19 protein-coding genes, 1 tRNA gene and 2 pseudogenes are annotated in these 18,908 nt (G+C 68.1%); 10 read left to right on the top strand and 12 right to left on the bottom strand.

The genetic code is table 11. The annotated features are described in order from the left end of the window. Positions 1 to 316: 316 nt before the first annotated feature. Both Pmi06nite_RS29005 and Pmi06nite_RS29010 read right to left on the bottom strand, forming a co-directional pair. Positions 317 to 997 (bottom strand): VC0807 family protein, encoded by a 681-nt coding sequence (locus Pmi06nite_RS29005; protein WP_203956327.1) that lies wholly within the window; start codon positions 995 to 997, stop codon positions 317 to 319. Further along, a complete protein-coding gene (locus Pmi06nite_RS29010) occupies positions 994 to 2,214 on the bottom strand; it encodes an alpha/beta hydrolase family protein (protein ID WP_203956328.1) in 1,221 nt (406 codons plus the stop codon). Before Pmi06nite_RS29010 ends, Pmi06nite_RS29005 begins: the two co-directional genes overlap by 4 nt. Positions 2,215 to 2,306: 92 nt before the next feature. Between Pmi06nite_RS29010 and Pmi06nite_RS29015 the strand changes: the two genes are divergently transcribed. After that, positions 2,307 to 2,885 carry a TetR/AcrR family transcriptional regulator gene (locus tag Pmi06nite_RS29015; RefSeq protein ID WP_203956329.1) on the top strand — a complete coding sequence of 193 codons (579 nt, stop codon included), beginning with the start codon at positions 2,307 to 2,309 and terminating at the stop codon, positions 2,883 to 2,885. A 164-nt stretch (positions 2,886 to 3,049) separates the two neighbouring features. On the opposite strand, the gene Pmi06nite_RS29020 is transcribed toward Pmi06nite_RS29015, so the two are convergent. Then, positions 3,050 to 4,042, bottom strand: coding sequence for a quinone oxidoreductase family protein (locus Pmi06nite_RS29020; protein WP_203956330.1), 993 nt, complete (start codon positions 4,040 to 4,042; stop codon positions 3,050 to 3,052). A 91-nt stretch (positions 4,043 to 4,133) separates the two neighbouring features. Between Pmi06nite_RS29020 and Pmi06nite_RS29025 the strand changes: the two genes are divergently transcribed. Together Pmi06nite_RS29025 and Pmi06nite_RS29030 are read left to right on the top strand one after the other, a co-directional pair. Further along, positions 4,134 to 4,799: a TetR family transcriptional regulator gene (locus Pmi06nite_RS29025; RefSeq protein ID WP_203956331.1), complete on the top strand. Its 666-nt coding sequence runs from the start codon at positions 4,134 to 4,136 to the stop codon at positions 4,797 to 4,799. 11 nt (positions 4,800 to 4,810) lie between these two features. Then, positions 4,811 to 4,880 (top strand) — tRNA-Phe (locus Pmi06nite_RS29030). A 223-nt stretch (positions 4,881 to 5,103) separates the two neighbouring features. Here Pmi06nite_RS29030 and Pmi06nite_RS29035 read toward each other — a convergent pair. Next, on the bottom strand, positions 5,104 to 6,162 hold the full coding sequence (locus Pmi06nite_RS29035) for an AraC family transcriptional regulator (RefSeq protein WP_203956332.1): 1,059 nt from the start codon (positions 6,160 to 6,162) through the stop codon (positions 5,104 to 5,106). A gap of 122 nt (positions 6,163 to 6,284) precedes the next feature. Here Pmi06nite_RS29035 and Pmi06nite_RS29040 point away from each other — a divergent pair, with 122 nt between their 5' ends. The 3 genes and pseudogenes from Pmi06nite_RS29040 to Pmi06nite_RS29050 form a co-directional block, all read left to right on the top strand. Further along, complete coding sequence (locus tag Pmi06nite_RS29040) at positions 6,285 to 7,031, top strand: SDR family oxidoreductase (protein ID WP_203956333.1); 747 nt, start codon at positions 6,285 to 6,287, stop codon at positions 7,029 to 7,031. Positions 7,032 to 7,158: 127 nt separating this feature from the next. Further along, complete coding sequence (locus Pmi06nite_RS29045; RefSeq protein WP_203956334.1) at positions 7,159 to 7,983, top strand: helix-turn-helix transcriptional regulator; 825 nt, start codon at positions 7,159 to 7,161, stop codon at positions 7,981 to 7,983. A gap of 39 nt (positions 7,984 to 8,022) precedes the next feature. Beyond that, positions 8,023 to 8,205: pseudogene (locus Pmi06nite_RS29050) on the top strand (ATP-binding cassette domain-containing protein); the annotation flags it as partial. Between the two features lie 196 nt (positions 8,206 to 8,401). Here Pmi06nite_RS29050 and Pmi06nite_RS29055 read toward each other — a convergent pair. Continuing rightward, the gene (locus Pmi06nite_RS29055; protein ID WP_203956335.1) at positions 8,402 to 9,250 is read right to left on the bottom strand and encodes an SDR family NAD(P)-dependent oxidoreductase; all 849 of its coding nucleotides are present in this window, start codon (positions 9,248 to 9,250) and stop codon (positions 8,402 to 8,404) included. Positions 9,251 to 9,547: 297 nt separating this feature from the next. Here Pmi06nite_RS29055 and Pmi06nite_RS29060 point away from each other — a divergent pair, with 297 nt between their 5' ends. Both Pmi06nite_RS29060 and Pmi06nite_RS29065 read left to right on the top strand, forming a co-directional pair. After that, positions 9,548 to 10,213: a hypothetical protein gene (locus Pmi06nite_RS29060; RefSeq protein WP_203956336.1), complete on the top strand. Its 666-nt coding sequence runs from the start codon at positions 9,548 to 9,550 to the stop codon at positions 10,211 to 10,213. Between the two features lie 77 nt (positions 10,214 to 10,290). Further along, complete coding sequence (locus Pmi06nite_RS29065) at positions 10,291 to 11,361, top strand: MsnO8 family LLM class oxidoreductase (RefSeq protein WP_239114291.1); 1,071 nt, start codon at positions 10,291 to 10,293, stop codon at positions 11,359 to 11,361. A gap of 69 nt (positions 11,362 to 11,430) precedes the next feature. Here the strand turns inward: Pmi06nite_RS29065 and Pmi06nite_RS29070 are convergent, their stop codons facing one another. The 3 genes from Pmi06nite_RS29070 to Pmi06nite_RS29080 form a co-directional block, all read right to left on the bottom strand. Beyond that, entirely contained in the window at positions 11,431 to 12,045 is a 615-nt protein-coding gene (locus Pmi06nite_RS29070; RefSeq protein WP_203956337.1) for a dihydrofolate reductase family protein, read from the bottom strand. A gap of 173 nt (positions 12,046 to 12,218) precedes the next feature. Continuing rightward, complete coding sequence (locus Pmi06nite_RS29075) at positions 12,219 to 12,929, bottom strand: DinB family protein (protein ID WP_203956338.1); 711 nt, start codon at positions 12,927 to 12,929, stop codon at positions 12,219 to 12,221. Between the two features lie 206 nt (positions 12,930 to 13,135). Continuing rightward, on the bottom strand, positions 13,136 to 13,933 hold the full coding sequence (locus tag Pmi06nite_RS29080; RefSeq protein WP_203956339.1) for an MBL fold metallo-hydrolase: 798 nt from the start codon (positions 13,931 to 13,933) through the stop codon (positions 13,136 to 13,138). Positions 13,934 to 14,029: 96 nt separating this feature from the next. Between Pmi06nite_RS29080 and Pmi06nite_RS29085 the strand changes: the two genes are divergently transcribed. Continuing rightward, positions 14,030 to 14,638: an ABATE domain-containing protein gene (locus Pmi06nite_RS29085; RefSeq protein ID WP_203956340.1), complete on the top strand. Its 609-nt coding sequence runs from the start codon at positions 14,030 to 14,032 to the stop codon at positions 14,636 to 14,638. Positions 14,639 to 14,696: 58 nt separating this feature from the next. Here the strand turns inward: Pmi06nite_RS29085 and Pmi06nite_RS29090 are convergent, their stop codons facing one another. Both Pmi06nite_RS29090 and Pmi06nite_RS29095 read right to left on the bottom strand, forming a co-directional pair. Next, positions 14,697 to 15,335, bottom strand: a complete 639-nt coding sequence (locus tag Pmi06nite_RS29090) for an HD domain-containing protein (protein ID WP_203956341.1) — start codon at positions 15,333 to 15,335, stop codon at positions 14,697 to 14,699. A gap of 36 nt (positions 15,336 to 15,371) precedes the next feature. Further along, positions 15,372 to 16,400, bottom strand: coding sequence for a sulfite oxidase (locus Pmi06nite_RS29095; protein WP_203956342.1), 1,029 nt, complete (start codon positions 16,398 to 16,400; stop codon positions 15,372 to 15,374). Positions 16,401 to 16,642: 242 nt separating this feature from the next. On the opposite strand from Pmi06nite_RS29095, the gene Pmi06nite_RS29100 reads away from it, so the two are divergent. Beyond that, complete coding sequence (locus Pmi06nite_RS29100) at positions 16,643 to 16,987, top strand: YidH family protein (RefSeq protein WP_203956343.1); 345 nt, start codon at positions 16,643 to 16,645, stop codon at positions 16,985 to 16,987. Between the two features lie 94 nt (positions 16,988 to 17,081). On the opposite strand, the gene Pmi06nite_RS29105 is transcribed toward Pmi06nite_RS29100, so the two are convergent. Both Pmi06nite_RS29105 and Pmi06nite_RS29110 read right to left on the bottom strand, forming a co-directional pair. Further along, positions 17,082 to 18,308, bottom strand: coding sequence for an RNA polymerase sigma factor (locus Pmi06nite_RS29105; protein WP_203956344.1), 1,227 nt, complete (start codon positions 18,306 to 18,308; stop codon positions 17,082 to 17,084). Next, positions 18,308 to 18,723, bottom strand: a pseudogene (locus Pmi06nite_RS29110) (YciI family protein). Before Pmi06nite_RS29110 ends, Pmi06nite_RS29105 begins: the two are co-directional and overlap by 1 nt. Positions 18,724 to 18,908: the final 185 nt, after the last annotated feature.

An 18,908-nucleotide genomic window follows, 5' to 3' on the forward strand; every position in this document is an offset into this window, starting at 1 on the left:
GGCGGCGCCTGGGAATTCGCCACGGACGGCGGCGCGGAGAAGACGGCGCGGGCACCGACGGCGGCGCCTGGGAATTCGCCACGGACGGCGGCGCGGAGAAGACGGCGCGGGCACCTCCGACCCGCGATCGGAGTGGAAGATCACCCCGGTCCACGTCAGCGCCGCGGGTTGCCACTGCCATCTGCAGCGAGGCGACCGTCAGCGCTGTGCCGCCCCGGGCGGCTGACCCCAGACGCCAGCACATCTGCCCCACCGTTTGCCTCGGCGGTGGCCCCGCGTCCGCCGTGTCCTCCCAGGCCCCGTCATCATTCGCGGCTCAGTCGTCGGACAGTGCTCTGGCGGGAACCGCGTCCCGGGAGCCGGCCTCCGAACTGGAGGCCTTCTTCGCCGCCTCTTCGCCGCGCTTGCCGTACCAGGCGCTCCATGCTCCGAGCAGGCCGATGGTCGCCACCAGGAGGATCGACGACAGCCCGGCCATGACATCGGTCGGCAGCCAGTAGACCAGGGGGAGGCGGACGGCCGACTCGACCAGAAGCGCGATTCCCCAGACGAGGGTCATCACCAGGTAGGTCCGGCGGAACATCGGCTCCGCCGCGTACAGGACGTCCCAGCGCCGCGCGGTGTCCGCGTCTTCGGCGCCGAAGCGCTTCGCCACGGCGAAGGCCGCGGGACGGCCTGCGACGCAGGAACCCAGGAAGATCAGGCCCGCGACCGCGGTGGTGACGGACTTGATGGCCAGGAGGAACTTCGCGTCTCCCGTCAGCAAGGAGAGGATCATTCCCACGCCGAAGACGACGCCCATGAAGGCGGCGAATCCATCGAAGCGACGCTGCCGGACGGCGACGTAGGCGACCCGCAGGAATCCGACGCTCGCCGCCGTCAGCATGGCGGCGTACTCGCTCACGCTCAGCGCGCGGCACACATAGTAGGTGCCGATCACCGGCACCACGTCCCACAGCACGACCGAAACGATCTGGTTGTTACCTGAACGGCTCATTTCTCACTCCTGAAGGTCTCGTCGAGCCAGTCACTGATGCGGGCCATGGCCAGTCGCTGGGCGCCTGATTGGCAATGGGCGTCGGCACCCTCCTCGGCGGTGAACTCGAGGAAGGTTCTCGGGCAGGTCAGGTGATCGTGGAGCGCCTCGGGCTGGCCTTGGAAGGCGAAGTCGCCGGGCGCCGAGCAGACCAGGGTGGGGCACCTGATCCGCTCGGCTATGCCGTCACGAAGGTGATAGTCGAGCATCTTGGCCGCGTACCCGCGCGGTGACCGGGCGCCGGTGACCCACATGCCGTGGGTGAAGGCCCACCGCATGACAGGGTCGTTCGCCATGAGGCCTTGAATGATCTCGTCGACCTCGGGCGCGGACTCGGCGCCCAGCACGGCCCGCGCCTGATCGCGGTCCTCGCCGAAGTGGCCCGCGACGATCGCCCCCATGTCGTAGACGCCGTCGAAGGCGATGAGCGCCTTGATCCGCGGTTCGAAGGCGGCGGCGCGTGGCGCCAGCAGTCCTCCCATGCTGGCGCCCAGCAGCGCGACCCGCTCAGGATCGACCTCGGGCAGCGCGAGCAGGTAGTCGAGCACCGGGCCGACCACCTTCTCCCAGTCCGGCCGGAACACCAGCCCTTCGCGGTGCATCGGCCCAGGCTGCCCGGGGCCGTCGAAGGTGAGGACGTGGTAGCCGCGTTCGGCGAACGCCGCCGCGCCGAAGAAGTGCATTTCCTCTGCGCTGCCGTCGAAGCCGTTGTGCATCACGATGGTGGGCCGGGGTGTACGGCTGTCGCCCGCCCGGTAGAGGTAGCCGGTGAGAGCGGTGTGCGCGTACGGGATCAGCACCGGTTCGATCCTGATGTCCGACAGCCGGGCCGCCGCGCGAAACGACTCCACGCCGAGCGCGTAGGACTGGTCGACGCGCGGGTCGGACGGGTCGCCGTGCAGGAAGAACTCGGCAGAGCGGTAGTAGGTGGACGCCCGCAGCAACCCGTCACGCGCGCTGACCTCGTGGCCGGCCGCCAGGCTCCGCCGAGCTTCGCCGGCGACGCGGTCGGCCGTCGCCCGCCACTCCTTGTGCCAGCTGTCGTAGTCACTCTCGGTGATCCGCTGTGCGGTGGTGATCACTTCACCGAAGTCCGCGCCGCCGTAGGCGATGTGGCCGAGCAAGCGCAGCGTCTCGTACCAGAACGTGACGTCCTTCTCAAAGATCAGCGCATCCACGCCCGTCTCCTTAATGCGAAATTATTCGCTTCAAGGGGAAGTTAGCGAGGCGACGCGCTTAAAGCAAGACTATTCGCGTTAAGATGTCGGCCATGGCAGCACAGGAACCCGTACGCCGGCCCGGGGGGCGTAACGCCCGCGTCCGCACGGCCGTATGCGAGGCCGTCCTCGACCTGCTCCACGAGGCGGACTGGGACGATCTGAGCATCGCGCAGGTGGCGGAGCGATCCGGAGTCCACCAGGCCACGATCTACCGGCGCTGGGGCACGTTGGGCGCGTTGGTCGATGACGTGGTGACCGAGCAGCTCACGCGCTCGTCCCCGGTTCCCGACACCGGGACGCTCCGTGGGGACCTGGAGGCCTACGCGGTCCAGGTGGCCGAGGACGTGGCCGGCCCCCTCGGCCCCGTCTTCCTCCGTGCCGCCCTGGTGGGCGCGCGCCCGGAGGGAGAGCCTTCCAAGCATGTCTATCTTCTGGAGCGAGGCACGCAGCTCCAGAAGATGCTCGACCGCGCCAGGGATCGCGGGGAGAATCCCCCCACGTTGCTGGAGCTGCTGGAGGTCATCCTCGCACCGCTGTACTTCCACGCGATGTTCTTCGAACGGCCGACCAACGCGCACCACGCCCGGACACTGGTGGACAGGCTCCTCGCCCTCAGCGAGAAGAAATGAACGCCGTCGTTCTCGCCCGTGGCAGAGTTCACGGCCCCGGGAATGTCCCCGTACGAGCAGCGAGGCCGCGTGTCTGGGAAGACACGCGGCCTCGCTTGCTCAGGTGGGCGTTCGTGGCGGCCTTGAGCGCCGCACCGGCCTGGGGACATCACCAACGGTGTCGCTTACGCCGGTTCGCCGGGGGTTAGGACGATGCGCCCGTTGAGCGACCGGCTTGCCATCCGTTGGTGAGCGGTTACAGCCTCGCTGAACGAGAGCACGTCAACCTCGGTCTGGCCGAGTCCGGCGGCGACAGCCTGGACGGCTGCTTCGAGGGCGGGCCGCACGGTGTCCGGGTGTGTGGGCAGGTAGGCGCCGGCGTTGAAGCCCATGACCGCGACGCTTCCGAACCAGAGCCGATTGGTCTCGACCGAGTGACCCCAGTCCCCGCTGGCATTGCCGGAGGCGATGAGCCGACCGCCGGGGCACATCAGATCGAGGCTCTGGCTGCGCACCTCTCCGCCGACAGGGTCGATGACGACGTCGAAGCGTTCCTCGCCGAGCGCAGTCGGGAGCTCCGCCGAGTCGACGATCTTGTCGTACGGGAGCTTCGTGGTAGCGGCGGCTTGGAGCTTGCTCGCGCGAACCGTGCCGACGACCCGGCCGGCGCCCAGCTGCTTCGCCATCCCGGGGAACGCCGCGGAGAATCCGCCGAGCGCTCCGTGGATCAGCACGCTCTCGCCCTCGACCAGATGGGCGACGCGCGTCAGCGCGACGTGCGCCATCGCGGCATTTGGCACGACAGAGACCGCGAGAGCGGGGTCGATGTCGTGGCCCTCAAGGGACACCGCGTGAGGTGCTTGCGCGATGAAGACCGATGCGTAACCGCCGACGCCGCCGTTGGACATCGAAACGACCTTCTCGCCGATCTCGAACCCGCGCACTCCATCACCGAGCGCCCGCACCGTTCCGGCGACCTCGAGACCCGGGATGAACGGCGGCTGCGGCATCCCGGGCTGGTCCTTGAAGCGACCTTCGCGGAAGAAGAGGTCGATGAGGCCGACAGCGGCATGGGTGACGTCGATGGCGATTTCGCCCGGCCCCGGCGCTGGATCGGGCAGCTCGACGACCTCAAGAACGGCCGGTTCTCCGAAGCGGGTGGCTTGCACAGCCTTCATGTCGGACTCTCCTCGCGTTAGCGCACTACGTGATGCGTTACGCGTGACAGTACCATGCATAGCGCATCATCGCGTGCGTTATTGTTGTGGGATGCGGGAGAGGGCGAGATCGGCCGAGGACAAGGCGCAGCGTTCGGAGGACCTGCTTGCTGCCGCAGAGGCGCTCGCGCTTGAGCTCGGCGGCGTTCGGTTCCTGACCGTCGCGGCGGTGACCGAGCGCGCCGGCCTCCACCGCACTGGCGTGCGGCGCTACTACGCGAGCAAGGAAGAGCTCCTGCTGGAGCTCGCCGAGCGCGGCTGGGGCCACTGGCGCGACACGATCGGCGCCCGAGTGGCAGGGCGGGCCCGCCTGCAGCCGGTCGATGTCGCTGACGTGCTCACGGAGACGATCGCGTCGCTACCGGTCTTCTGCGATCTCCTCGCACACGTCCCGATGGACTTGGAAGGCGATGTCGACATCGAGCGGGCCCGCCGCTACAAGACGAACGCGTTCGTGGCGCACGACGAGATCATCGACATGCTGAAGCGTGAGAGCACGATGTCGGCGAGCCAGTTGCAGTCGATGATCGCAGCCACGCTTCCGCTCGCCGGCGGGTTCTGGCAGGTCTCCCATCCCACGCCAACCCTGGCGAAACTGTACGAGCAGGTTCCCTCCTGGGGGCACATCGCGCTCGACTTCGAACCCCGCCTCAAGCTCCTGCTCCGCGCGATGGCCGTGGGGCTCGCCGAAACGCTGCCCGCTTCCGACGCTGATTGAGCGGAAGACCCGGCGCAGTCAGCAGGGCGAACGCTACGCCTGAAAAGCGGAAGGTCGGCAGTTCGACCCTGCCCCTGACCACAGCACCTGAACAGCCAGAACGCCCCGAGCCGATCACGGCCGGGGCGTTTTTGATCTCTATTGACGACGACGCTGACGGCAACGTCGCATCAAGGCCGCAAGCCAGGAGATCTTGGGTCGCGCTGAGACCGGAGGCGCGCCAGATTTCTTCACCGAGCGCTCGGGAGAGTCGTTCCAGCACCGGTCGCCGGCGTTGCCACGCGCCGACGAGGTTGTACTGCACCTAAGCATCGGCGGACGTGCTCTGGCTGTCAGGAATAGTCAACGCTTCCGATTGCTGTCGTGCGTGGATCTTCGCGCGGTAGTTGCGCGGCGAATATCCATGAGTGCGTTTGAAGGCGTTGCTGAAAGCACTCTCGGAGGCGTAACCGAGGCTCGAAGCCAGGGAGGCAATCAGCATCTCATCGTCCAAAAGAGCGCGTTCGGCGATGTGCATGCGCCAGTGGTGGAGGTAGGTGAGAGGTGGTACGCCCGCCGCCGCGCGGAAGCGCATGCTGAAGTTGGTGCGCGACATCGCGGCAGCCTGGGCGAGTTCCTCGAGATGCCAGCGGCGGCCAGGATCGGCATGCATTCGGCGAAGGGCCGGCGCGAGGTGTGGGTCAGCCAGTGCGCGCAGCCAGCCGGTGGGGAAGGACTCGGGCGAGGCCGCCAGCGTGGAGCGGAGCACTTCGACGAGCAGAAGTTGGGCGTACTGATGGGATGCGTGATGGGTGCCTGGCCGTTCGGCATTCAGTTCGTGCAATAGACGATCGAGGATCCATTGGACGACCGGGGCCTCGGCGCTTTCCGCGCCGATTCGCGTGAGCGGCGGGAGCGCGGCCAGTAGCAGTTCCTCGCCGGTGGCGTTCAGGGCGACATGGCCTCCGATGATCACGGTGCTCGGGCCGGCTGGGACCTTCGTCTCCTCCGTAGGCGCTGCGCCGTGTTCCTGGTGATGGCTGGGGATCCAAACGATCGTTTCGCGGCCCGGGCCGAACATCGGTGCCGCCTCAGCCGGTGCGAGCCCTGGATCGGAGGCGAGTTGCACGCTCTTCACGTCGTTGAGGACGGCCACATCGCCCGCACCCAGCAGCAGCGGAGCTTGAGGGCCGTCTGCTGTCAGCCAGCAGGAGCCTGAGACAACAGCGGCCAACTTCAGCCGGGCCTGTGGCCAGAACCGAAGGGCCCAAGGCGCCGTCGCCCGGAAACCGCCAGAGATGACTGAGAGCGCCTCGCTGAGAGTGAGCGCTTCGCTGAGCGGGTCGCCGGGGGCGGGGGCGGACAGTTGAACACGCCAGGACACTCCTGTACCGTCGCGCAACTTTTCGGGACTTTCAAGCATTCCGAGTCCCGATCTGTCGATCCCAGACTGAAACCACACAGCACACCGCCTGTCGTCAGGACGGGCACGGAACCGGAGACCGTATGACCACCACCACAGCCCAGCGCGTCGCAATCATCACCGGAGGGTCGCGCGGCATAGGCCGGCGCGTCGCCGAGCGCCTCGCCGCAAGTGGGCTAGCCGCCGTCGTCAACTACGCACAGGGTGCCGCGGCCGCGAATGCCATGGTCAAAGAGATCACCGCCGCTGGCGGCACGGCCATGGCCGTACGCGCAGACGTCGCAAAAGAGGGTGAGGTGGCGACGCTCTTCGACACGGTGGAGGCGGCTTTCGGCGGCGTGGACGTGGTCGTGCACGCCGCCGGCATCATGCCCATGGGCTCGGTAGCCGACTTCGACCTTGATCTGCTCGACCATGTCGTTCGCATCAACCTTCGTGGCACCTTCATCGTTGACCAGCAGGCAGCCCGCAGGTTGCGACCGGGCGGTGCGCTCATCAACTTCTCCAGCTCTGTCACCCGGTTCTCGCGCCCGGGGAATGCCGCCTACACCATGACCAAGGGTGGAGTGGAGGCGCTGACTCTGCTGCTGGCGCGGGAGTTGCGAGGCCGCGATGTCACGGTCAATGCCGTCGCACCCGGCCCCGTCGAGACGGACATGCTGCAGGAGTACCTTTCAGGCCGTGAAGATCTCCGCGCGGGGATTGCTGACGGCTCGCCGCTGGAGCGGATCGGCACCCCCGACGACATTGCCGAGGTCGTCCTTTTCCTCGCTGGTCCGGCGCGATGGATCAATGGCCAAGTCCTCTACGCCAATGGCGGAGCCATCTGATCTCTGACACTGACCTCGATGGTGAACTCGTCGGGGGATCCTACGGGGGTCTGGATGGCCATCGTTAAGTGTGATCCAGTTGGTCACTTTGCATGTTGTTGACCTGTGATTTTTTATCGTGCCTGGCATGAGCACTCTTCTTGGGGAGTTCTTGCGCGCCCGGCGCCAACTCATGACCGTTGATCAGGTGGGGCTGACGCGTGTAGGCGGGCGTCGCCGGACTCCGGGGTTGCGCCGCGAGGAGATCGCGATGCTGGCCGGCCTGAGCGCCGACTACTACGCGCGACTGGAGCAGGGGCGGGATGACAACCCGTCGGATCAAGTGCTCGCCGCCTTGGCGCAGGCTCTCCAACTCTGCCCCGATGCCACCGAGTACCTGTACAAGCTGGCACACCCGCGAGCGTGCGTCCAAAGGGCCGTCTCCCGCGTGGATCAGGTCAGCCTGCGTGTGTTGCGGTTCATCGAGAAATGGGATGACGCGTCAGTTTTCGTGGTGAACCGTCGGTTGGACATTCTGGCCAGAAATCGGGTGGCCGCCGCGATCTTCGAGGGGGTGGATTACACCGACAACCTGATCAGATTGGCCTTACTCAACCCTGCGGCACGCGAGTGGTGGTTGAACTGGGAAGAGGAAGCGGCTGCGAATGTTGCTCACCTGCGTGCCGCGGCGGGAACAGACCCCGACGACCCATACTTGCTCGAACTGGTTGACGAGCTCTCACGTGAAAGCGAGGACTTTCGCCGACTCTGGGCTCGCCATGATGTACGTGGCAGGAACCAGGGACTCATCCGCTTGCGCCACAGCGAAGTTGGCGAGATGACCTTTTCACTTGAGACGTTGCGTATCGAGAGCGCTCCCGGCCTGCGCATCCTCGTTGCTGAGGCTGTGCCACGCGGCCCCGCCGACGATTGCGTGGCCAAGCTACGCGTGCTCACCGCTGGCCGGCGGTGATTGGAGCGAACGTGCGGCTTGCCGCAACCCCGCAACTCGCTTGTGGCGGACCCGCCCGAGTTGCTGCTGCTCGACGAGCCCACCAACCACCTCTCGCCCCGGCTCTGCGACGAGTTGGAGGAGGCTCTGGGCACAGGCCCCGGCGCCATCGTGATCGCCAGCCACGACCGGTGGCTGCGGTCCCGCTGGTCAGGCCAAGAGACCCGGCTTACCGCGTCGTGAGTCGGAAATCGCCGCCCCTCCTGCCCCAGCCCCGAAAAGCCCCCGCCACACAGACACAGAGTCCCCGCCAGTGACCTGACGGGGGCTCATGAGCGATCAAGGTTGAGGGTCCGATCGGAGACAGGGCCATCTCCAGTGCCTTGCGGGGACGATGGCCGCGGGCTCCCGGCGAATGAACGCTCCCGTTATTGGGGGCTCATTCTCCGTTCGGCTTGCCCTGAGCGAGGCGGGAGATGTGGTCCCACTCCTCGAGGGCGGCGAGCCGGCTGGCGTATTCGGTGCGCAGAGCGTCCAGGCCGCCCGTGCCGAACAGCACGCGCAGCGGCGGAGCGGGCGCGTCGGCAACGGCCAGGAGGGCGTCGGCGGTTGCGGCGGTGTCTCCGAGGACGAAACCGGCGGCCTGTGCGCCGGCGTAGAGCGCCTCGCGTGCGTGCTGGTAGGCGGGGTCCTGCCGGGCCTGGGGGGAGGAGGCGGTAAGACCCGAGGGGAACATGATCGGTTCGATGAGCGTGACATGGATGCCGTATGCCGCGACCTCGGCCGCGAGTGACTGGCTCATCGCCTCCAGTGCCCACTTCGAGGCGTTGTAGATACCCAGCGCCGGGTAGGCCACCAGGCCGCCGAGCGAGGAGACCTGCATGATGTGTCCGGAGCGGCGCTCGCGCATGCCGGGCAGTACGGCGCGGGTAGTCCATACTGCGCCGAGGTAGTTGACGTCGATCTGGGCCCTGATCTGGTCGTCGGTAGGCTCCTCCAGGGCTCCGTGCAGCATGTGTCCGGCGTTGTTGACGAGCACGTCGATGCCCCCGAACTGCTTCTCGGCGGTGCTCACGGCGTCGTTGACGGCGGCCGTGTCCGCGACGTCGAGCTCCAGCGCGAGGACCTGGTCGCCGTAGCGGTCGACCAGGGGGCGCAGCGCCTGCGCGTTGCGGGAGGTAGCCGTAAGCCGGTCGCCACGGGCGAGGATCGCCTCGGCCCAGTGTGCGCCCAGGCCACGGGAAGCACCCGTGAGGAACCAGTTCCGGGGTGTACGAGAAGTACTCATGGAAGATGTCTCCGAAGGCTCGGTGGTCGGGTGTTTCCCGACGCCTGACCAGCGTGCTTCCGTGGCGCCGACGCAACCAGAGTCGGCTTACCCAGGGACCGGGAGTCTCTGGCTGTAGCCGTGGCGGGGGCGCTGGACCCATGAGCATCCTGTAGGCGGATCTTGCTAACGCAGGTGCTAACTGCAGTCCTGGACGCCGAGGGACAGCGATAGAAAACGATCAGGGTGACATGGCCCCATGTTCTGCGAGCGGTCGCATCGTGTGGATTGTCGTCGGTGTCCGATTGGATGGGGTTCATGACTGCTCATGATGTGGCCCGCCTGCTGCCTGCGATTCCGGTACTTCGTGATCTCTGCCGATCCATGGCGGTACTGGAGGCCGTCCTGAGTCCAGAGTGGGAGAGCCGCTACCACTCCTTCGACGCGGGCTGGGGCCCAGGGGAGGAGATGGCTTCGATGCGGAACGGCTCGGGAGACGAATACTCCATCGTCTTCTTGGCGGAGGGTGCGTACATCCGCGGTTTTGATCATGAGGCGGTGATGAGTCCGTACGGGAACGACGGGCCGTGGCCGGGGGTGCTCGACTCGGTTCCCGACGTCTTTCGCCCCTGTGTGGAAGAACCTGCGTTCTGCGACGAAGGCATGCCGGTCGTGACCGCTTGCCTGTGGCGTGAGGCCGGCGAGGGCCGTTGGCGGGTAGGCGAGATTGAGTACCCGGACGGCGAGAGCGATCCCGATGGATCGACGCACCTGTTCGCGCTTCTTGTCGATCCGTCGCCGGAGGCGTTCCAGCGGTTCGCTGAGGACTATTACGAAGTTCCCGTGAGCCTCGATGCGGTGCGGCACGTCTATGCCCTTCGTCCGCTGACGCAGGAAGTGGTCACTGCGCTGAACGCCGACCTCAAGCTGGAGGACCTTGCCGAAGACCTTGTGGCATCGCGGTATCCGTCTGCCGCGGGCTGAGAAGGAGGGGTGGCGGGCGCCGAAGGCACCTGGTGTACGGTGCCAACGCTTCGCCTATCGGGGAGAAAGGGTTGTTCGTGGGAGAAAACCGGCGTAAGTCGCAGAACGGATCCGTCGTGCCGCTGGACGCACCGTCCGCCGCGCCGGAGAAGCGGCTGCCGCTCCTGTCGCTGCTGGAGCTCGCGGTGCTCGAAGAAGGGCACAGCGCGCGCGACGGCCTCGCGGCGGTGGTCGCGACGGCGCGCGGCGCCGCCGATCTCGGCTTCCGCCGGGTGTGGGTCGCCGAGCACCACGGGTACTCGCCCGTAAGCAGCGTCGCGCCGCCCGTACTGGCCGCGCACCTCGCGGCGGTGACCGAGCGGATCCGGGTCGGCTCAGGCGGGGTGCTGTTGCCGAACCACGCCCCGCTCGCCGTCGCGGAACAGTTCATGACCATGGCCGCTCTGCATCCGGAGCGCATCGACCTCGGCGTCGGCCGGGGGCCCGGCACCTTCGACCCCGACATCATGCGCGCGCTGCGCCGCGGCGCCGACCCGGCCACGGACGTCGAGTACCGGGCCGACCTCGCCGAACTGCTCAGTCACCTGGGTGGCGGGGACGGCGCTCGCGTACTGCCCGGCGCCGACGTGCTCCCCGAGCCCTGGCTGCTCTCGTCGAGCGCCGCGGGCGCCGAACTCGCCGCCGAACTGGGGCTGCCGCTCGCGTTCGCCTACCACATCAGGCCGGGCAATGCCGTCGAGGCGCTGACCCGCTACCGGGAGAAGTTCCGGCCCTCGCGGTGGCGGGACGAGCCGTACGTGCTGGTGAGCGTGGACACGGTCTGCGGGGCGACCGACGCGGAGGCCGCCCACCTGGTCCGCCCGGCGTACCTCGCCCTGCTGACGGCCTTCGCGGGCCGGGCCGCCGAGGCGGTACTGTGCTCGCCCGCGGAGGCGGCGGCGACGCCTCTCCACGCGGAGGCAGCGGAACGGCTGGAGCAGCTGTCGGCGGCTCAGGCGCAGGGGTCGCCGGAGACGGTGCGTCGCCGGTTGGCCGCCGTCGCCACTCTGACCGGCGCGGACGAGCTCATGCTGTCGATCCCCGTCTACGACCCGTCCGTCCGCCTGCGCACCCTCGAAGCGGCGTCCGCGGTGGTGCCCGCCGTCTGAACCGCCACTCAGACCGCGGCGCCGACCACCGGATGTGGCGCCGCTACGGCGATCCTCCCGAGAAGGCCACTACTTCCCGCCGGGCACCTGGTCCTTGACCTCGTCGTAGCCGACCTTGGCGGGTGCTTCGGTCGGCGAGTAGATCACGCGGATCACGCCCGTCGGAAACGCCTCCGTCGCCGTCATTCTCAGGTGGTACGGCGCGTCGCCGTCGTCGAACAGCCTGCGGCCCTTACGCGCCGCCACCGGGTGCACCAGCAGGCGCAGCTCATCGACCAGCCCCGCGGCGAGCAACTGCTGCACCACGGAGATCGAGCCGGGGATGAGGATGCCTCTGATGCCGGCATCGGCCTTGAGCGAGGTGACGGCATCGAGGAGATCGCCTTTGATCAGCTCGGAGTTGCGCCAGGAGAACTCCAGCGGCTGGCGCGAGACGACCACCTTGCGCACGTCCCCGAGTTGCTTGGCGAAGGGTGCGTCGTCCCCACCCGCCGCCTCGCGGTCGGGCCAGGCTCCGGCGAAGCTGTCGTAGGTCTCCCTGCCGATGAGCAGCACATCAGCGGTGTCATAATCCTCGCCGACGGCGCGGCCCATGTTCTCGTCGAAATAGGGGAAGTGCCAATCGGGGTTGATCTCGGCCACACCGTCGGCCGAGATGAACAGCGTGGAGATGACCTTTGCCATCGCAGTGATCCCTTCGAGTCAGGCGGTATCGGTAGGTAGACGGGCGACGCATCCCAAACTCATCGCCGGCCACAGACCCGTCCCCATGGAGAGTCGGCATTTCGAGGTCGGCGTGATGCATCGGCACAGTTTCGACGACCGGACGCAGATGGGCGACCGGGTTCCTCGAGCCCTCATGATCCGAGTAGATCGAGGTCACGAACGCAGAAACCGTGGTGCGCCCACTCCTCGTTCAGTACCACCTGAACGCACTCCAGCACCGACTTTCCCCTGGCATACGGCGGCCAACCCGGGCCCGCCGGCACTGGCGCGGGCGCCGAGAGCTGATCGGCCGTCACCGTCGACAGCCAACGCTCCAGCTCAGCGCCTTGCACGTCTCGCGCGGCCAGCACCTCGTCGAGACTGGGGGCCGCCGCTCGGTCCAGGCCCTGCTCCTCCTGGTCAGGGACGAACTCGGACGCCAACCCGATCGCGGTGAACGGCTCGGTCGATCCCAGACAGCAGCGGCGGAACCACGAGTCGTGCACGAACACCAGATGGCGCTGGGTCTCTACCGCCGACCATTCGCCGCCGACGCGCTGCTGCTCCGAACCCCTGGGCATCGCTCGCAGCCGCTCGATCGTCTCCGCCCAGCCGGCCCGCAGCTGCCGGACAGCCTGCAGCAGGTCCGCCGGATCGGCTGAGCGGAGCAGCAGCCGCACCGGATACCGGCGGTCAAGCTCGGCTTCGACGTACGACGTCACCTCGACTCCGTTGACCACCAGATTGGTGACCAGCCCGTCGATCACAGCGTCCTGCATTACCACCCCGATCAGACGAGCGCGGGTCAAGTCACACTCGCGGAACTCGGCATCAGTCAGGTCCTGGTCCTTGAAGCTCGCCATGCCGGGCAGTATCCACCGGCGTACCGACAATCGCGCATCAGCCGAGGCAGGACATCCGCACAGCGCTCTTGAAAACCGCGAGCCCAGCCGCCCGGTACGGCCGCCTGGGGTGCCGGGGGCGGTGCGAGGGGGGTTGCTGCCGGGGTGGGGGCCCGGCATGTTTCGGGCCCCGACCCCGACATGACGTCTCGGTTCTGGGCGGCGGTTCAGGCTGAGGAGCGCTGCGTCCAGTCCTGGTCGAGGCGGTCGGCCAGGCCCGCGGCGGTGAAGGCGGCCTCCAGGTCCTCGCGGCCCTCGGTGAAGTGGGCCCAGCTGTCGTGGTGGGCCGGGACGACACGGCGGGCGTCGAGGATCCGGGCGGCCTCGGCGGCCTGCGCGCTGTCCAGGACGATCAGGTTGCCGTCGAAAAGCATGGGAAAACGAGGTGCGCCGGCGAACAGGATGGCGGTGTCCACCGGGGCGAAGCGCTCGGCGATCTCCTTGACGGCGTCGAGGGAGGCGTTGTCGCCGCTGACGTAGACCGTCGGCAGGCCCTCTCCGGTCAGGACGAAGCCGACGACCTGGCCGGTGAAGGGCTCAACCTTCTCGCGCGGGCCGGGGCCGTGGATGGCGGGAACACCGGTGACGGTGATAGTGCCGCCGCCCGGGCGCTCCAACTCGACCGTCTCCCAGTCGGCCAGGCCCTTGACCTTCTGCCCGAGACGCTCGCCGCCGCTGGGGGTGGTCAGGGTGAGGGGGACGTCGGCGAGCAGGGCACGGCCCGAGGTGTCGAGATTGTCGGCGTGCTCGTCGTGGGAGAGCAGGACCACGTCGATGGGGCCGAGATCGGCGGGGGTGCCGGCGGAGGGGGCGGTCTTGGTCAGGACCGGGCGGCCGGGCCTGCCGTAGTCGCCGGGGCCGTCGAACGTCGGGTCGGTCAAAAACCGCAGGCCGCCGTACTCGAACAAGGCGGTCGGGCCGCCGTATGTGCGGACCGGGAACTGATCGGCATCGAGCTGGGACATCACGTCTCCCTCATTTCTCACGAAAAAAATCTGTGTTTAACGTGACATAAGACTAGGCGGGCATCACGGAAAAATGCAATCGCTACCATGAGAGACATGGACGACACCCTGGCCACCGACACAGCGCAGACCGCTCTGCCCCCAGCTCCAGGTGCCGACCAGTACCGCTCCCTGGACTTCGCCGACACCGTCGCGACCCTGCCCGCCGGCCAGAGCTACGACCTGCTCGCCACCCCCGGATCCGCCATGCGCTGGCTCGCCGCCCACGACCTGACCACCCCGGACGTGCAGCTGTACGAGGTGTGCGCACAGCGGATGCGCGTGCTTCGCGCACACGTACGCGCCCTGTTCGCCGCCCGCGTCGACGGCACCACCCCGCCCGAAGACTCCCTGCGCGCGGTGAACGAGGCACTCACGGCTGTACCCACCGCACCCCTCCTCGCCTGGGACGGGGCCCGGGGACTGCGCCGCATCCAGGCACACCCCACCGATCGGGCCGTCAACCACGCACTGGCGACCCTCGCCGCCGACGCCGCCGACCTGCTCACCGGTCCCGACGCCGGCATCCTCGCCGCCTGCGGCTCCGCCCCCTGCGACCGGTTCCTCATGCGCACCCACGGCCGGCGCCACTGGTGCTCCACCCGCTGCGGCGACCGCGTCCGCGCCGCCCGCGCCTACGCCCGGCGCAGCGGCGCCTCGGACTGACGCGCCGGACCGATTCGGTCGCCTGTTCTGGTGATGCCTCCGGAATCCGGCAGGAAGATCAGCTCGGCCAGGCCGAACCCATGACGCGCTCGACCATGCTGACGTGACGGAAACCGGGTATGAAGTGCACCAATACGTCCGCACTAATGGTGCCGTAGGTGGTGTCCGGGCGGTCTCTGGTTCCCTCGAGAAGAGCTTGCAGGAACCCGTTCTTGAAGTCGCCGTGCGGATGAACAGCGGTGATCTCGTCCACCAGGCCACGATCCAGCTTGTCCAAGCCCACGCCCTGCACGTCGGTCAGCACGCCGTGGTGCGTGGCGGCGATCTCCGGGCCCATCCGGTAGGGAATCCCCGGCGTGCTGTGCAGCGCGATGGCTTCCCAGACCACATCGGCGGCCGTGGTCGGAAAACCGCGGTCGAGCAGGAACTTGCGTGCGTGGTCGGCGCCATCGAGCTCGAAGCGCTGCTCCACGTCGGAGAAGGGCGTCAGCAGGCCGAGATCGTGGAAAATGGCGGACAGGTAGAGCAGCTCCGGGTCCAGCCGCAGACCGACCTCGCGAGCGTGAAGCGCGGCGAAGAAGAAGACGCGCCGGGAGTGATGGAAGATGAGGGGGCTGGTCATCCCTCGGATGTGGCGGGTGGCCTCGGCGACCGCCGCCGTCTCGGGAACCTCCACCCCTGCGATGATTTCGGTCATGAGTTCGCCCGCCTGTTCTCCGAGCCCTGATGGGCCTCAGGTCGTGGATTCGACTCGGATGGGGTGAGACAGCACCGGGTGGTAGCAGTAGCCCAGGTCATTCCATGGGACGGTGTCGGGCTGGGTATGGCCCTGGTCGTCGGTGGCGCGTACCCGGATGGTGTGATCGCCGGGTTCGGGATCCCAGCTGAACTGCCAGCGTACCCACGCGCCCGGTATCTCCGGCGGAGCCAGGGACGCCTCCTGCCAGGAACCCTCGTCGATGCGGTATTCGACCGCCGTGACCTGATTCTCTCCCGCGAACGCACGCCCCCGGATGACTTGCGGTACCGGCCGCAGCCGTGCTGGCCAGGACAGTTCCACCAGGCTCGCCACCGGTATGCCGGTGATCGGCATACCGAGTGAGGGTGCCTGCGGAGGGTAGTCCGGACCGATCAGTACGTAGTCTTCGGTGTTCCACGGAACGTGCAGCGGATGTTCGGAGACTTCGATCCGGCCCACCCACTTGATGCTGGCGGCACCGAGCCATCCGGACACCACGACCCGAGCCGGGTACCCATGATCGAGCGGCAGCGTCTCGCCGTTCATGGCCAGCGCGAGCAGGGTGTCGTCGGCAAGCGCCTTGGCCAGCGGCATGGGCCGGCGGGCCTGGATCTCGTCGAGCGCTTCCGGCATGACCTCGCGGGCTCTTGGGGTGATCTCCGCCGGTTCGAGCAGGTCGCGCAACCGGACGCCGGTCCATTCGGCAGTGCTGATCGCGCCGCGGCCCCACTGGGTTCCCTCGAACTTGCGCTCGTACTCCTCGCCGAACAGCACACGGCGGTTACCGGCGCACTCGATCGTTCGGACCATTGAGATCAGCGGAAAGTGATCCCACAGATCGGCGTAGCTGTAGGTGATCGGCTCGCGTACCCCACTTCCTTCGATCCGGAGCGACCATCTCGCCGCGTCCAGATGGGGGGTCGGTGCGTGGCTGCGAAGGAAGAAGCGGTCGATCGGGGTGATGTAGCCAGGCGTGCGATCCGGCCGAATCCCGTAGTCCAGACCGGTCCCGGCGTCCTCCATGAGCTCGGGGGGAGTCGGCTTGACGACTTTTCGCTCTCTGACCCCGTCAGGCGAGGGATGATCAGGCTCGCTTCCGCGTAGGGGACCACTCAAGGTTCATCGCCTCCCCCGACTGGCTTGAGCCTCTTCCCGAGGCCCCCACCTGGCATAACCTCTTGTATCATCGTGCCATTGCGGATTACGGCTTGCCCTGAACGGGTCGCGACGAGGGCCCAATCGGTCGGACGGGGAGTGCCTGATCGGTGAACGAGTCGTCCATCGCAGCCGGAGATCTCCGGGTTCGCGAGCACCTGGCCAACGAGCGCACTTACCTCGCCTGGCTGCGGACGAGCTTGGCCATGATGGCCTTCGGTCTGGGAGCGGCGAAGTTCGGCTCACACAACGAGGTCTACGCATTTGCCGCAGGCGGCGTGCTCGTAGGCGCGGCAATCACCGGCTTCGGCTACGCCACCGTCCGTTACCGTGCGTTGAATCGGGAAATCACGCGGGGCCGCGTCGTCATCGGAGCCAGCGCTCGTGGCCCAATCGCTGCGGCCATGGTCCTCGTGCTCGCAGCCTTCATCGCATTGATACTGCTCGTTCGCTGATACATCATCCAGCACTGTCTGCGACAGTCCGTTTCGACGGCGTGGATGAACAGCCAGAACGCCCCGAGCCGATCACGGTGCCGCGCTGGAGAAGTCAGCCCAGCGCGGCCGCCTTGCGCAGCAGCACTGAGCGTTCACGCTCGTTGGCGCACAACCGGGCCGCCAGCTCCAGCTCGGCGCGCGCCTCCGGTCGCCGACCGAGGCGGGCCAGCAGCTCACCGCGTACGGTCGGGACCAGATGCGAACCGGGGAGCCGGTCCGAGGCGATCAGCTCGTCCACGATGGCCAGGGCTTGCGCGGGACCCGAGGCCATGGCCACGGCGACGGCCCGGTTGAGCTCGACCACCGGCGAGGGCGCGACCCGGCCGAGTGCCTCGTAGAGCACCACGATTCGGTCCCAGTCGGTTGCCTCGACAGAGGGCGCCGACGCGTGGGTGGCGGCGATCGCGGCCTGCAGGCCGTAGGGGCCGAGCCCGCGAGTCGATGCCTTGGCCAGCGCGGCCAGCCCACGGCGGATCGCCGAGATGTCCCACCGCCGCCGATCCTGGTCCGCCAGCAGGATCGGCGAGCCGTCCGGGCCGGTCCGGGCCGGGAAACGTGCGGCCGTCAGCTCGCACAGCGCGAGCAGGCCGTGCACCTCGGGCTCGTCCGGTTGCAGCGCGGCCAGCGTGCGGGCCAGCCGGATCGCCTCGTACGCGACGTCGGGGCGTAGCAGCCGGTCGCCCGAGGTGGCCGTCGACCCCTCGGTGAAGATCACGTAGATGACGCTGAGCACGCCGCCCAGCCGTTCCCGGCGCTCGGCGGCCGGCGGGAGCTCGAACGGCACCCCGGCCGCCGCGATCGTCTTCTTCGCCCGGGTGATGCGGGCCTGCACGGTCGGCACGGCTACCAGGAACGCGCGGGCGATCTGTTCGGTGGACAGGCCGCCGACCACGCGCAGGGTCAGCGCCACCCGGGCCTCGGGGGAGAGCACCGGGTGGCAGCTGACGAACATCAGCGCCAGCACGTCGTCGTCGATCCGGTCGGGGTCGATGTCCTCGTCGACCGCCGGGTCCGCCGCCGGGTCAGCCGCAAGCAGGGCGTATCGGTCCTGCAGGGCGGTCCGGCGGCGGATCGCGTCAATCGCCCGCCGCCGGGCCGTGGCCATCAGCCAGCCGGCCGGATTCGCCGGAGAGGTGAGCGGCCACGACACCAGCGCCTCGGCCACCGCCTCCTGGGCGGCATCCTCGGCCAGCCCGAAATCGCCGGTGAACCGGGTCAGCGCGGCGACGATCCGCGCCGACTCGATCCGCCAGACGGCCTCGACGTCGGCCGTACCCATCAGATCCGGCCGGTGCTCTCGCTCCCGGCCCAGTCCTTTACGATCACTCGTCGACCTGCGGGACCTCGTCGTCCCCGGGCACCCGCCGGATCTCGATCTTGGCCCCGGGGGCCGCCGGGACCCGCTTGGCCCACTCGACCGCCTCTTGTTTCGAGGCGACGTCGAGCATGAAGAAGCCCCCGAACAGTTCCTTGGTCTCGCCGTACGGCCCGTCCGTGACCACCGGGACCTCGCCGCTGAAGTCGACCACGACGCCCTGGCCCGGATCGTCCAGCCCTTCCGCCGCGAGGAGAACGCCGGCCTTGACCGCCTCCTCGATGAACTGGCGGGTCTCGGCCATCATCTCGTGGATGTTGGCCATCATGGCCGCGTTCGACTCGTCGGTGCCCCGCATGATCAGCAGGTACTTCGGCATCGCGTTCTCCTCATCCGGCGGGGCCGCCTCTCGACCCTCGCACCCTCACGTCGAACGAGCGGCTCGCGGATCGACACGGCCCCGGAGAAATCTCTCACCGCGACCCAGCCGAATCCGTCCGACCCGCGTTGCGCCCGTCAGACCGGCCCCCGAGCGATGCCTGACGCGGACGCCCTGCTGATCGG

The sequence above is a fragment of the Planotetraspora mira genome (genome assembly GCF_016863275.1).
GTDB lineage: Bacteria > Actinomycetota > Actinomycetes > Streptosporangiales > Streptosporangiaceae > Planotetraspora > Planotetraspora mira.

Bases quoted from the DNA above. Each gene is read 5' to 3' on its own strand.
- Pmi06nite_RS29005 (WP_203956327.1), bottom strand. From the start codon at position 997: ATGAGCCGTTCAGGTAACAACCAGATCGTTTCGGTCGTGCTGTGGGAC.
- Pmi06nite_RS29015 (WP_203956329.1), top strand. From the start codon at position 2,307: ATGGCAGCACAGGAACCCGTACGCCGGCCCGGGGGGCGTAACGCCCGC.
- Pmi06nite_RS29020 (WP_203956330.1), bottom strand. From the start codon at position 4,042: ATGAAGGCTGTGCAAGCCACCCGCTTCGGAGAACCGGCCGTTCTTGAG.
- Pmi06nite_RS29025 (WP_203956331.1), top strand. From the start codon at position 4,134: ATGCGGGAGAGGGCGAGATCGGCCGAGGACAAGGCGCAGCGTTCGGAG.
- Pmi06nite_RS29040 (WP_203956333.1), top strand. From the start codon at position 6,285: ATGACCACCACCACAGCCCAGCGCGTCGCAATCATCACCGGAGGGTCG.
- Pmi06nite_RS29045 (WP_203956334.1), top strand. From the start codon at position 7,159: ATGAGCACTCTTCTTGGGGAGTTCTTGCGCGCCCGGCGCCAACTCATG.
- Pmi06nite_RS29055 (WP_203956335.1), bottom strand. From the start codon at position 9,250: ATGAGTACTTCTCGTACACCCCGGAACTGGTTCCTCACGGGTGCTTCC.
- Pmi06nite_RS29060 (WP_203956336.1), top strand. From the start codon at position 9,548: ATGACTGCTCATGATGTGGCCCGCCTGCTGCCTGCGATTCCGGTACTT.
- Pmi06nite_RS29070 (WP_203956337.1), bottom strand. From the start codon at position 12,045: ATGGCAAAGGTCATCTCCACGCTGTTCATCTCGGCCGACGGTGTGGCC.
- Pmi06nite_RS29075 (WP_203956338.1), bottom strand. From the start codon at position 12,929: ATGGCGAGCTTCAAGGACCAGGACCTGACTGATGCCGAGTTCCGCGAG.
- Pmi06nite_RS29080 (WP_203956339.1), bottom strand. From the start codon at position 13,933: ATGTCCCAGCTCGATGCCGATCAGTTCCCGGTCCGCACATACGGCGGC.
- Pmi06nite_RS29085 (WP_203956340.1), top strand. From the start codon at position 14,030: ATGGACGACACCCTGGCCACCGACACAGCGCAGACCGCTCTGCCCCCA.
- Pmi06nite_RS29090 (WP_203956341.1), bottom strand. From the start codon at position 15,335: ATGACCGAAATCATCGCAGGGGTGGAGGTTCCCGAGACGGCGGCGGTC.
- Pmi06nite_RS29095 (WP_203956342.1), bottom strand. From the start codon at position 16,400: ATGGAGGACGCCGGGACCGGTCTGGACTACGGGATTCGGCCGGATCGC.
- Pmi06nite_RS29105 (WP_203956344.1), bottom strand. From the start codon at position 18,308: ATGGGTACGGCCGACGTCGAGGCCGTCTGGCGGATCGAGTCGGCGCGG.